Source organism: Cognataquiflexum aquatile (assembly GCF_003316845.1).
Taxonomy (GTDB): Bacteria; Bacteroidota; Bacteroidia; order Cytophagales; family Cyclobacteriaceae; genus Cognataquiflexum; species Cognataquiflexum aquatile.
Genome location: NZ_QMIK01000001.1, coordinates 33,284 through 45,665, shown reverse-complemented (window position 1 = coordinate 45,665; position 12,382 = coordinate 33,284). Strand labels below are relative to the sequence as shown.

11 protein-coding genes are annotated in these 12,382 nt (G+C 40.3%); 5 read left to right on the top strand and 6 right to left on the bottom strand.

Annotation, left to right across the window (positions count from 1 at the left end; translation table 11 throughout):
• Positions 1-159: 159 nt before the first annotated feature.
• From DQW11_RS00215 to DQW11_RS00195, 5 genes are all read right to left on the bottom strand, one after another.
• Complete coding sequence (locus DQW11_RS00215; RefSeq protein ID WP_232826636.1) at positions 160-966, bottom strand: DUF2490 domain-containing protein; 807 nt, start codon at positions 964-966, stop codon at positions 160-162.
• A gap of 137 nt (positions 967-1,103) precedes the next feature.
• Positions 1,104-2,339 (bottom strand): BamA/TamA family outer membrane protein, encoded by a 1,236-nt coding sequence (locus tag DQW11_RS00210; RefSeq protein WP_113921991.1) that lies wholly within the window; start codon positions 2,337-2,339, stop codon positions 1,104-1,106.
• A 207-nt stretch (positions 2,340-2,546) separates the two neighbouring features.
• Positions 2,547-4,658 (bottom strand): alkyl/aryl-sulfatase, encoded by a 2,112-nt coding sequence (locus DQW11_RS00205; RefSeq protein ID WP_113921990.1) that lies wholly within the window; start codon positions 4,656-4,658, stop codon positions 2,547-2,549.
• A 117-nt stretch (positions 4,659-4,775) separates the two neighbouring features.
• Entirely contained in the window at positions 4,776-5,930 is a 1,155-nt protein-coding gene (locus DQW11_RS00200; protein WP_113921989.1) for a helix-turn-helix domain-containing protein, read from the bottom strand.
• A gap of 235 nt (positions 5,931-6,165) precedes the next feature.
• On the bottom strand, positions 6,166-7,329 hold the full coding sequence (locus DQW11_RS00195; protein ID WP_113921988.1) for a helix-turn-helix domain-containing protein: 1,164 nt from the start codon (positions 7,327-7,329) through the stop codon (positions 6,166-6,168).
• 193 nt (positions 7,330-7,522) lie between these two features.
• Here DQW11_RS00195 and DQW11_RS00190 point away from each other — a divergent pair, with 193 nt between their 5' ends.
• The 5 genes from DQW11_RS00190 (at position 7,523) to DQW11_RS00170 (ending at position 11,870) form a co-directional block, all read left to right on the top strand.
• Complete coding sequence (locus tag DQW11_RS00190; RefSeq protein WP_113921987.1) at positions 7,523-8,161, top strand: DUF4136 domain-containing protein; 639 nt, start codon at positions 7,523-7,525, stop codon at positions 8,159-8,161.
• 4 nt (positions 8,162-8,165) lie between these two features.
• Entirely contained in the window at positions 8,166-8,768 is a 603-nt protein-coding gene (locus tag DQW11_RS00185; protein WP_113921986.1) for a hypothetical protein, read from the top strand.
• Between the two features lie 35 nt (positions 8,769-8,803).
• Positions 8,804-9,265 (top strand): hypothetical protein, encoded by a 462-nt coding sequence (locus DQW11_RS00180; RefSeq protein WP_113921985.1) that lies wholly within the window; start codon positions 8,804-8,806, stop codon positions 9,263-9,265.
• A 136-nt stretch (positions 9,266-9,401) separates the two neighbouring features.
• On the top strand, positions 9,402-10,469 hold the full coding sequence (locus tag DQW11_RS00175; protein WP_113923130.1) for a formylglycine-generating enzyme family protein: 1,068 nt from the start codon (positions 9,402-9,404) through the stop codon (positions 10,467-10,469).
• A gap of 204 nt (positions 10,470-10,673) precedes the next feature.
• Complete coding sequence (locus tag DQW11_RS00170) at positions 10,674-11,870, top strand: BamA/TamA family outer membrane protein (RefSeq protein WP_113921984.1); 1,197 nt, start codon at positions 10,674-10,676, stop codon at positions 11,868-11,870.
• Positions 11,871-12,194: 324 nt separating this feature from the next.
• On the opposite strand, the gene DQW11_RS22140 is transcribed toward DQW11_RS00170, so the two are convergent.
• Entirely contained in the window at positions 12,195-12,359 is a 165-nt protein-coding gene (locus tag DQW11_RS22140) for a hypothetical protein (protein WP_157965981.1), read from the bottom strand.
• Between the last annotated feature and the right edge of the window lie 23 nt (positions 12,360-12,382).

Below are 12,382 nucleotides of genomic sequence, written 5' to 3'. Positions count from 1 at the left end.
GAATTTCCTGCTTAAATTATTCGGATGAATAACTTTTCAATTAATGAATATTCAACCAAATTAAAAAGCCATGTATTTGAAAAAATGAAGGTCTTAATTGTACAGTAAACCTACAAAAATAATTCACCTGTCATTTACAAGTTGGAAAATCAAAAACTGTCAATCAATTACCGGGATTTCCTCCACCTTCATGGTCTTTATTTTTCTGAAATCGAGTTGGTGAAAAAGTGTGATCCTAAAGGAATTGATGGTACGGGTTTCTTTGAGAAAGGGCTGCTGCTGTAAGATAAGTTGGTAAAGTACCGCCAAACTGACGGTTTTGGAAGGCGAAATCAATACTCCTGCCAATGTCCTGTTCTGGTCAAAAAGCATATACCCTATTTCCTCCTTGTTATGGATAAAAAACTCATTGGCCACCTGCCAACGAAAAGAAGTCTGTCTATCAGGTCTTCTCGCTATCGGGCCATCCAATTGGATGAGGTAGCGGTACCGGTTTGTGAGAAATACTTCTGTTTCATCCAAAGCCGCATCGGTAAACAATTGTCTCCACCGGTGTTCGATCCGGATGCGGTGGGTGAAATTGACCTTACCGGAAGTGTGGCTGTACTGAACCTGTTCATAAAGCCTGTTTTCGTGCAGCCAGATACGTTCTTGTTGGGGCACAAAAGTCCCAAACCAGGCATACCCTGCAGTAATTCTGAATCCTGTTTTGGTATGGTAATTCATCCCCATCCTTGCTGCACTCAGACTGGAATTGAAAGGAATGATTCCGTTGGTACGGTGATTAAGGTCAAAGCCATAACTCCACCTGTCAGCAAATCTTCCGGTGTGGTTATAAGTGAACCAGTATTGGGGTTTATTGGATTGGGCTTGAACCTGAAGCCCTACAAATAGAAAAATAAAAAAGGGGAAAAACATCCTTTTGGCCGTTTTCACTTTGATACTTTTCCCGTCCAGGGGTTTCATTGCATCAACATGGTTATTGCCCAGCATTAACAAAGAAACCGACCCCAACTTTATGTACCCGGACCTTGGAATGTTTTTCACCCTTCTACCCTTAATCAAACAAATAATAAATCAATTATCTAGAAGCCACTGTTTTGTTAAAAGTATTCATTGAGGTTGAGGAACAATCCCTGTGCACCGTTTGTACCAAAACCATAATCAAGTCCCAGATTAACTCTTTTCTTCTCATTGATCATAAATCTCAAGCCTCCTCCATATCCAAATACAAAATTACTTGCCAGACTAATGTCTTCAGTTCTGCTACTTGCGGTAGAAGTATTCACAAATAGGACGCCCCCCCACTTATTCTTATCTCTTTGCAATGGAAACCTCCATTCAGTTTCTGCATACATCAGGTCCTCTCCTCTTATCCTTCCATGTGTAAATGGTCGTCCTGAACGGGCAAACATATCCCATCCGATGGCCGGCAATGCAAGGTAAGGTGAAGTGCCGCTTGTAACAAACCATCCATATGTCCAAAAAGCCAATATATTACGATCGCGGTTCTTATCCATGTTTACATAAGTACGGTATTCCATCCACAACTGTGAAGCACTGACTGTACTTCCAAGAAACTCAGGAAAAAGCCTTAAAGAAACAGCCGCCAATTGACCTTCATAGGGGTTTACAACATTATCCCGGCTATCAAAGGTAGTGTTCAGTGAAAGACCTGATTGTGAATATTTTTCGGTACTGATTCCTTTTAGGGTTTGATACCGGTAGTGGTGGGTAATTCTTTGTGGTTCGGCATCGAGGTCAAGCTGCTTGTCATCAATGTTCCAAAAGATATCCAAATGGTAACCGATCCCATAAAACAGATTGGTTTGCTTGTGCCTTTTCTGAACAGTCTGATACAACCTGAAATTATTGAATGCCATCTGTTCATTAGCGGGAATAGGTGGATAAGGATAATCGTTGACACCTCCCCCATCACCCACTATGGGGCTTCGAATCTCTGACCCAAGGCCATATGTTGGCTGGGAGTTGAGGTTAAATCTTATATCTGTCAATAGATTGAAGCCGTCGCCTTTTGTGAATGCGTTGGATCTAAATGAGGTGAACAGCTGATTCAGCGTAGTATAATAAATACCAATCAGAGCTGTAGAGTTTCTTGTATCTTCCGGAGTTCCCATATTCCAATTCAGACCCGGCAATACGCCAAACAAAACCCCGACAGTGGGGTTGGTCGCTATTACAGGCAAAATCGTAATATCAACTTTCTTTTCTTTTTTCTCTACTTTTTCGGGAGCCTTCTCTTCCTCTTGACCAAATGTAACTAGAGGGCTAAAAAACAGGAAACCAAATAACAATGCAACAGTAAGGGATTTTTTCATTTTTGATGGGAATATAATTTTGAACAATTAAATATAGGAGCAAAGGATTTGGGATTTCAAAAATTATTGCACCTATTAAACCAATCATTGCAAGAATTGAAGTGAAACTCTCCAATAGCGAAAGATTTCCTAAAATGAACCAGTGATTCATTTTAGGAAATCATTTTACCACCAAAGAAATATTCGGTTGGAGACGAAAATAAAAAATCAATCTTCAACAAAAGCAGGCTCATCAAATCCCCCGTCACCTTTGGCTGTTTGGAATTTGTCTTTCTTTGTACCGGGGAGGATTTCAAATCTCGGATCAAATTCATCCAACATGCCTACCAATTGGGCAAGAATCTGTGGATTCCCCTCTACTTTAGCCTTTCCTTCTTTCAATAAATCTTCAAAGGTTTTGACGCCCATCATTGCCAGGTTAAGGTCTGTGCGATTCAAGGTCAGCGTGAGGTCAGCATTTTTAGCGGTAAACCCTTTAAGGTTCGACAGTGTAGAGTTGCTAAGCTCGACTAAGAATTTTTCATTGTTGTCAGGGGTAATGATGTTCATCTTGAAGTTGATTCCTTCTGCCTTTTTGCTGTTGAGTTTGACACCAAGAAAATCCAGCCAGGTTTCAGTGCTCATGGCACGGATAATATCCGGAGTAACAGATTTAGGCATTTCGCCCCCAGGGATACCGTTTCGAAGCTCATAGGCACCTGCCAAGAAACTGTTCCTGACACTTGTACTTTCCTGTTGGTATCCTATCTGCTCATAACAATCCGCCAAAAGGTCCTTGGCTTCCTGGTTTTCCGGTTCTGCAAATACCAATTTATTTAAAAGCTCGGCAGCATGCTTATACTTTCCTTCTTCGAAAAGTTCCTTACCCTTTTCGATAATTGGTCCGGACCCGCCCATCATTTCAACAAATAACGGTGCAGATTCTCTTTCCGGCATCGGAATTAAAGTCAGTGGGTTGGCATCCCAATAGCCTAAATACCTGTTGATAATGGCCCGGCTGTTATGCTCCACAGAACCATGATAAGAACGTACGGACCATTGCTTCTGTAAGCTTGCGGGCACTTCGTATACATTGTGAACTTCGTTGACTGTCACCCCTTGGTTGGCCAGGTTCAAAACAGTATTGTGAATATGACCATAGGTATCACGCTGTGCACGTAGAACTTCCTGTACCCTTTCATTACCCCATCTTGGCCAATGGTGTGATGCAAACATGACGTCAGCTTCCTCTCCAAACATATAGAGCGCCTCAGATATTTTTTTGGACCAAGTCAATGCATCCCGTACCAAAGCCCCCCTTAAGGTATATATATTGTGAATTGTGGCAGTAACGTTCTCAGCCATCCACAATGCTTTTTTCTCAGGGATGTAAGTATTCATTTCAACAGGTGCCTCAGTGTTTGGGGTATTATGGAAGATCATCCTTAGCCCGTCAACTACGAGTTCTTCGACAGGTTTCCTGATTGAAATAGTAGGAGCTATTAAGCCCAGTGTTCCGGAAGAAACATTCTTGGCCAAAGCTTGGTCTACGTGCCCATAAGGGCTTACAGGCAATAGCACGCCATATTGATAAAACAACCTTCTATTCATCGCGTTACCTGCGATCACGTTCTCAGATACTGCAAAGTTCATGAATCCTTCTGGAGCAATGATTTTCACTTTACCGGCAATAACATCTTCCTCATTGACAACTCCCCTTATACCTCCGAAATGGTCAGCGTGAGTATGAGAATATATCACCGCCCTGACAGGCCTTTCTCCCAACTGCTCGTTAGCAAATTTTAAGGCTGCAGCCGATGTTTCTTTAGTAGTCAAGACATCAATTAGAATCCAACCTGTCTTTCCTTCAACCAAGGTCATATTGGATAAATCGAAGCCACGGACTTGGTAGATACCATCCGAAACTTTATACAAACCGTAACCCATATTAAGCGTGGCGATTCGTTGCAGAGACGGGTGTATTGTTTGGTAATCCTGTTCTTTCAAAAGGAAATCGTACCTGCCTATATCCCAAATAACCCTACCCTCGGCATTTTTTATCTGTCTGAAGTCCGGTGCGGCAATAAAGCCTTTTTGGGCTTCTTCAAAATCCCTTTTATCTTCAAATGGCAAAGTCTTTTTCCAATTCTCCCATATTGCCAAGGTGTGTTTGGATGGACCTTTCCCCTTTGCATCGAAGTGGTCACTCACCGCCAAATCGGATCCAGAAGTTTCGGCGTCTGTAGTTTCGGTACTCTGGTTATTACAACTGATTTGGGTTAACAATGCAACCATCAAAAACGGAATCAGTAGGATTTTATTTACTGGATTTGTGCCCATAAATTTTCTATATGTTATAAGTTTAAATTAACCCTTAAATTTACCGAGGCATTAGATGGAAAGGAAGGTTGAAAGGACTTAGATGCCAATCTTTGTACAAAATTGGCGAGATATATTCTATGTTTTTGCCTTTGCAGATTTGATAAAAGCCGAAGGGGAAACATTTTTGAACTTTTGAAAAGAAAGGGTAAATGAGTTTCTGTTATTGAACCCTGAGATTTCTGCGAGACCATGTATAGAAAGGTGTTCAAACTTCCCTGATTGAATCAGCTTACAGGATTCCTCGATTCTCTTTTGATTGATCAAATCTGAAAAATTTGTGTTGAGGTGGTGGTTGATATATAGCGTCAATAAATACACAGGAATATCAGTATCGGCCGCCAAAGAATGGATAGAGTATCCGTGTTGGAGAAATTTTTTATCTTTTGTTAGGACCAAATCAAGTTTTGATTCGATCTCTCTGGTCTTTTGTTCAGAAAGTGTTTCATTCTTTTCAGGCTTGCTCTTGATGGATTGCTCCACAAACAGGTTTTGGTCCATCCCGTAAAGGATTTTTGGGAAAAACACCAAAGAAAAACCTGTAACAATGGTTAAAATAACTATCGTCAGATGAACCATAAAAAAATTTGTCAAGGGATCTATCGCCCAAAATAAAAGAAGGAAAGGAAAAAAGACCAATAATTCCAATCCCAAAAAAATCTTAATCCATGCAAACCACTCTTTGGCAAAGCCTTTTATATCATGCTTTTTTGTATTGGCCCAAACGAGGGCAACAGAAAGTATCCAATAAAACGCCAAAGCCACTGACCTAAACGGTGTGTAGAAATCAAAAGAAAAAAATCGGCTTTGGGTATAGGTTGTAAACAAAACCGGATTGGAAATTTCTGAATGGATTAATACCTGTTTTTCTACATTGTCCAACATGAATAAAGGCCAAAAATCCAACAAAATGACCAGAAATGGCAGCAAGTGAATAAGATCTTTCCATGCCAGTGCCTTTCCAGTAAGAACCATTCGGATATACATATACATCAATGGCATAAACAGGAATCCTGCCAAATTACCCGTCCTGTAAATAAATGGCAAATGAAAATAATATCCGGAAGTAATAAGCCATACAATCAAAGACATGTAGGTAAGCAATAAAAAATTGATCCCAAGAAGGATATTATGGCGGTTTTTTTGGAACCCAAAATAAATCAAAACCAAACCCACCAAAGACCCAATAAACATCGTGAAAAGAAAAAATAAGTTTATTGCGGTGATTTCCATAAAATTAAGTCAACGGAAGGGTAAAATGAAACTATGAAACCTTAACTCTGTACGAAACTATCGAAATTTTGTAAAATATGACAAAATATTGGCTGTTCTTTTTTCAACTTTGAAATGACATCAATTAAGAGTATACAATCTCTTAAGTGAACTAATTTGGCGGAATTAGAAGATCTTGAGGATGTTAATAGTATTTCCAAAATCCCAACAGAAGGAAGTAGAAAGGATTTGTTGGTTACTTAATCGAATTGACTTTGTAGTAGGCAGAGGGAGACATATCCTTAAACTTCTTGAAAGCCAACGAAAATGAATTACGGTTGTTGAACCCACAAAGGGTAGCAAATCCTTCAATTGCCAAATGGGAGTATTTCCCTGAAGCCATCAGCAGACAGCATTCTTCTATCCTTTTTTTATTGATCAGGTCTGTAAAACTGGAATCCAAAACCTTATTGATGTACATGGTTAGCAGGTAGGTTGGAACCCCTGTATCCTCAGACAGGTCATGTATAGAATAGCCGTGCTGCAGGTACCTTTTGTTTTCTTCGAGCGCTGTTTTTATTTTTTTCTCAATTTCGGTGGATTTTTCCACTGAAATATTGTCCATGATTTCAGTTTTGGACTTTTGCTTCTTAAGCTGATTTACAAATAATTCTTTATCCAAACCGTAAAGGATTTTTGGGAAAAACAAAAGAGAAAACGCAGTGGACAAATTCAGAAGTACTATGGCAATATGGACCAAATGAAAGGTTGTGATGGGATCTACCGTCCAGAATAACAAGAAAAAGGGGAAAAAGACAAAAAATTCCAATACCAAAAAAACCTGAATCCATACAAACCATTCTTTTGCAAAACCTTCTTTGTCATTTTTCTTGGTTCCTTGCCAAACCAAATACACCGAAAGGAGCCAATAAATCGAAAGAACAAATGACCTAAACGGTGTGTAAAAATTGGCAGGAAAAAACCTTGATTGTTTGAAAGCGGTAAATAATGCAGGGTTGGATATTTCTGACCGGATAAGCGCCAATTTATCAGCACTATCCAAAACCAGAACAGGCCAATAATCCACTAAAAAAACCAAAGGAATAATCAGGTGCAGCGCATCCTTCCATTGAAGTTTTTTGCCTGTCACCACCATCCTGATGTACAGGTACATCATGGGCATAAACAAAAGACCCGTAAAATTACCTGTCCGATACAACTGTGGAAAGTACACAAAGTAAGAGGTAGTAATGAGCCAGATGATAAAAGAACTGTAGGTTAAAACTAAGAAATTAAAACCAAGAAGTATGTTTTGTCGGTTTTTTCGGAACCCAAAAAAAATCAAAACCAACCCCACCAAAAACCCGACAAACTGCGAAAATACGTAAAAAATGTTTTTCCAATCGAGGGCTACTTCCATACTAAAATCATTTTATGGTTACTTCACTATGAAGTTGCAAATTATAAATTAAATTTCCAATACCTCTAATCCTGCCAATATTCCTGAAATATTCTCACGAATGACCATCACAAATTCTGTTGTTTTGGATTTTCCAAAAAACTATTCATACATTTGATCCACTGTTTTTATTATATAAAATTCCCAACCAGTAATGAAGTTCAATTTCCCTTGCTTAGCTTTAGTCTTAGGGTTGATGGCATCTTTTGGATGCGCACCTGATCTCCCTGAAGACGTCACCACGCTTGATGTCGTCTACACCAATTTCAACCCTGACTTTGATTTTGCCCAAGGGACTACTTTCGCCATACCTGAAAATGTCCCAATTATCAGCGAAAACCCTCCTCCTCAAGGGCAACAGCCGCCTTTCATAGATTTTGTAGCCGGAAGAAGTATTCTTGGAGCTATCCGTGCAAATATGTTGTCTCGGGGATATACTCAGGTCAATCAATTTTCAGATCCTGATTTTATCATTCTTCCATATGTACCTGAAAGTAATTCTTTATTATTTGATTACAATTGGTGGTTTTGGGAATGGTGGATTCCAAATATTGGAACTGGATTTGGATGGCGTTATCCGGGATTCCAGCCTTTGGTTGTGACTTCAGTTTCTACAAATTCTTTGGTTGTTCAAATGGTCAATATGAGAGGAACCAGTTCGACCAATGAGCTTGAAGTAGATTGGGTGGTTATTGTCAACGGCGCATTGACAGGTTCTCAGACAAGCAATACAGATCGGGCTGTAGCAGGAATCAATCAAGCATTTATCCAATCCCCTTACATCCAAAAGTGATTTTATGAAATTCTACATATACCTCACCTTGTTATTGATCAGCCTGTCCTCAATCCAGGTTTTTGGACAGGGGACGATGATTCAACTTAATTTTGCACCTGCTTTGCCTTTGGGCACAACGGCAGATTTTACCGGTAATTTTACAGGCCGTGGAGCGAATTTTGAATTCTATAAAATGAATGAAAACAATTTTGGATACGGTGTTGAATTTGGTACGATGAATTTCTATGAGGAAGTTCCAGACCAAATTTTTGAACAGGGAACAGCCTCTCTGAGTGGAATGCAATACAGGTACCTCAAAATCACTCCAATAATGGCATCTGCCATCTACATTTTCAATGCCGATAAATCCTTTAAACCATTCATAGCCATGGGGGCCGGTTTTGGGATCAATACGCAGACAGTCAGTATGGGCATATTTGTGGAAAAAACCGAAGCCAGGCAATTTATCATCCGTCCTGAAATAGGTGCCATTTATCAACTGAGTGACTATGTCGGCATCAAATTGTCTTCAAAATATTATCAGACCTTCGAAAACACCGACATGCGGGCACATTCCATGATGGGATTTAACCTAGGTTTTGTAATGCTGAATTTTAACAAATAAAAAACACAATCTAATCTTTAATTTAAAAACCTCTTATGAAAACAAAATTATTTGCCCTATTGATTTTCTTTGCTCTTCCTCTGATCAGCAATGCACAGCAAATCAACGATGAGATCAAACTTATCCAATCTGCTTTTGGAATGGAAAAGCGTGCATTGGTAGAGCAGTATATGGCACTGCCTGCAGATTCCCCATTTTGGCCAGTCTATGAAGCTTATGAAGTAGAAAGAAGAGAGCTGATGAAGGAAAGAGTATTTATCATCAATGAATATCTTGAAAAGTTGCCGAAACTTACTGAAGCAGACGCGGATGCATTGGCGATGAAGGCCATGAAAAACAATGCAGGTCTCAACGGTCTCACTGCCAAGCATTATAAAAAAATAAAGAAATCTATCGGTGCGATCAACGCAGCGAAGTTTGTCCAGTTGGAAAACTACGTTCAGAATACCATTCTTCTAGCGATCACTGAAAGACTGCCTTTCATTGGGGAGCTTTAATTTGTTGAAATTCTGAAACTTGCAAAACCTGTTCCTTTATTCGGGAGCAGGTTTTTTTATTCCTTCTGGCAAAAACCAGATATTGCTAATATTCTTGGACTCCCCTACCTTTATGAAACAAAATTTAAACCCACCAATGAAAAAATCCCACTATTTTGCATTTCCAGTTTTGTTGACAGGATTTCTTTTTGCCCAATGTAATCCTAAGGAAAAAGAGGTAGAAGTCAAGGCAAATGAGATACAGCAAGCCTCGGATTTTTCGAAGGAAGGGATGGTATGGATTGAAGGAGGTACTTTTACCATGGGTACAAATGAGAAGGAATCCTATCATGTAGAACGACCTGCAGTACGGAAGGAAGTCAAAGGTTTTTATATGGATGTGACGGAGGTGACCAATGCCCAATATGCCAAATTTGTGGAAGAGACCGGTTATATAACCGTTGCAGAAAGGCCATTGGATTGGGAAGAAATGAAAGTTCAGCTTCCTCCCGGCACCCCTCGACCGGCTGATAAGGACATGCAACCCGGTTCCTTGGTTTTTTCTCCACCTGCCCAGGCTGTCTCGACACAATCAAATGACCTAGCGCTTTGGTGGAAATGGGTAGACGGTGCAAGCTGGAAACACCCCGAAGGTCCCGGAAGTAGTATCAAAGGAAAAGAAAACCATCCCGTCGTGCATATGGCGGATGAAGATGCTGAAGCCTACGCAAAATGGGCAGGAAAGCGGTTGCCTACAGAAGCAGAATGGGAATATGCCGCAAAGGGAGGAAAAGAAAGCCAACGCTATGCGTGGGGCGTAGATTTCCAGCCAAACGGGCAATTCATGGCGAATACTTTCCAAGGGGATTTTCCACATGCCAATGAAGGAAGGGATGGTTTTTTGGGCTCTGCACCTGTCAAAAGCTTTCCGCCAAACGATTTTGGACTTTATGACATCATAGGCAATGTTTGGGAAATGACAAGTGACTGGTTTGATGCGGCCACATTTCTCAGAATGTCAGGTGAAGCACCTGCACTCGACAGTGCAATCAGCAAATGTTATAATCCTGATAATCCTTATGCCATTGAAAAAGTCATCAAAGGGGGTTCTTTCCTCTGTGCGGATGATTACTGTATCAATTACCGGCCTTCAGCCAGACAGGGACACGCTTACGACAGCGGTACTTCCAATGTAGGATTCAGGTGCGTTGCTGACAAAAAATAACCTCCAAAGCCTAAAATTTATTTGATAGGCAACCCGCACCAGATTGCTGCTTATTTTCCTTTTTAGGAAATAATTCAGTACATTCAATAAAGCGGTACACGTTTATCCAAATCAATCAGCTTTTGATCATTTGCTAAGTATTGTTCTAGGTTCAAAGCTGTATTAAGTAATAATACCCAAAACATTTACCCTAACATCGCTTCCATGAAGGCACTTTCCTTGTTAATCATATTTTTGGGCATTTTTCAGGAATTGAAAGCCCAGGATTCTGTGGTTTATGCTCCCAACAAAATCCATGAATTCAGGTGGGTGCCTTTACCTGCCATTGGCTCCAATCCGGCAAATGGTTGGATGTTTGGTTTAGCCCCTTCAGCCACCTGGTATATGGGTAACCCTGCCGACACCAAAATGTCAAATTTCGTTGGCAATTTCCTTTATACGACCAAGAAACAGTGGATTTTTAGCTCAAGAAGCAACATTTTTTTGGACAAGAACAAATGGATCCTAGTCGGTGACTGGCGTTATTTCATCACCTCTCAGCCTACTTTTGGATTGGGAAGCAGTGCTCCCAATGAACCCGTAGAAGATCCCGCGAGACCCGGAGTTTGGCGGGGCGAACAACAAATGGATTTTAACCTGATCCGGTTTTATGAAACAGTATTAAGGCGGATTGGGGATTCAAAGTTTTATCTTGGAATGGGGTATCATTTTGACCTTCATTCTAAAATCAACAACTTTTCGGGTGAAGAAAATGCTCCTGAGCTCGAATTTTCACATGATGCTTATAACATTGCCCGTGGGATTTCGACGGATAAATATATTCTGTCGGGGATTACCTTCAATGCCGTCATGGAAAACAGGGACATCGCTGTTTCTCCTTACGAAAAAAACTTTGCACTCCTCTCCTACAAAGTCAATCCCACTTTCCTTGGTTCAGACAAATCCTCAAGTACCCTTCTAATGGACTACAGGCACTATTTCAACCTGAGCGAAAGAAGAAAAAGACACCTGATTGCAGTTTGGGGATTGGGCAATTTTCTTGTATCCGGTGATTTACCGTATATGAACCTGCCGTCCATAGGTTGGGATATGTTTGGAAGGTCAGGCAGGGCCTATGCACAGGGTAGATTTAGAGGTGAAAGTATGGTTTATACAGAAGCGGAATACCGCTTTCCACTTCAAAGAAACAAGGAAACCTTTGGTGGGACAGTATTTGTCAATGCGGGAAGTTTCAGCAGTCGTGACACCAACGAGAAACTTTTTGAGCAATTCAATCCGGGATATGGATTGGGTCTTCGTGTCATGATCAACAAACAGAACCGCACCACGATCACTGCAGACTATGGTTGGGGTCAAAAAGGCAATTCAGGTTTTTACCTGAATGTGAATGAGAGTTTTTAAAGAAGCGAGAAGCGAGAGCCGAGATGCGAGAATAAGGTCCTTGAAAAAAATAAAGCGTAATGTTTGTAGAGACACAAACATTGGCGGGGAAACTTTTTGAAATGAAAAATTCAGAATGTTGAATGATGATTGAAATTCAGTCGCATCGTGGACTTGGTTTTAATTGCCACCTGCTTTAGTGGGTGGCTGTAAAAATGAAAACAGGTAGTTGGGCATTAGCCAAAAGAAATGAATAATTCAGGATCAACAAAATTTATTATTCCACAAAAATTGGCATGAAGAGAAGTTGAGAAGATTTTTTAAATAAACAGCTATTGTCCTCTGCTATTTTATAAGTTTCAATGCATTGTCCAGCCTGTTAGCAGCATTGTCCCAGTTTATAATGTTGTACAGATTATCCACCACAAAGTCTGATTTTTCTAACAGCAATCGAAAGGCTAATCCCATCCTTGATTGACTGCCTGTAATCGCAATTCGGTTCTTTCCCATGCTGTTTCCTTTTTAGATTTTAG

Bases quoted from the DNA above. Each gene is read 5' to 3' on its own strand.
- DQW11_RS00175 (WP_113923130.1), top strand. From the start codon at position 9,402: ATGAAAAAATCCCACTATTTTGCATTTCCAGTTTTGTTGACAGGATTT.
- DQW11_RS00195 (WP_113921988.1), bottom strand. From the start codon at position 7,329: ATGGAAGTAGCCCTCGATTGGAAAAACATTTTTTACGTATTTTCGCAG.
- DQW11_RS00210 (WP_113921991.1), bottom strand. From the start codon at position 2,339: ATGAAAAAATCCCTTACTGTTGCATTGTTATTTGGTTTCCTGTTTTTT.
- DQW11_RS00190 (WP_113921987.1), top strand. From the start codon at position 7,523: ATGAAGTTCAATTTCCCTTGCTTAGCTTTAGTCTTAGGGTTGATGGCA.
- DQW11_RS00185 (WP_113921986.1), top strand. From the start codon at position 8,166: ATGAAATTCTACATATACCTCACCTTGTTATTGATCAGCCTGTCCTCA.
- DQW11_RS00180 (WP_113921985.1), top strand. From the start codon at position 8,804: ATGAAAACAAAATTATTTGCCCTATTGATTTTCTTTGCTCTTCCTCTG.
- DQW11_RS00200 (WP_113921989.1), bottom strand. From the start codon at position 5,930: ATGGAAATCACCGCAATAAACTTATTTTTTCTTTTCACGATGTTTATT.
- DQW11_RS00205 (WP_113921990.1), bottom strand. From the start codon at position 4,658: ATGGGCACAAATCCAGTAAATAAAATCCTACTGATTCCGTTTTTGATG.
- DQW11_RS00215 (WP_232826636.1), bottom strand. From the start codon at position 966: ATGAAACCCCTGGACGGGAAAAGTATCAAAGTGAAAACGGCCAAAAGG.
- DQW11_RS22140 (WP_157965981.1), bottom strand. From the start codon at position 12,359: ATGGGAAAGAACCGAATTGCGATTACAGGCAGTCAATCAAGGATGGGA.
- DQW11_RS00170 (WP_113921984.1), top strand. From the start codon at position 10,674: ATGAAGGCACTTTCCTTGTTAATCATATTTTTGGGCATTTTTCAGGAA.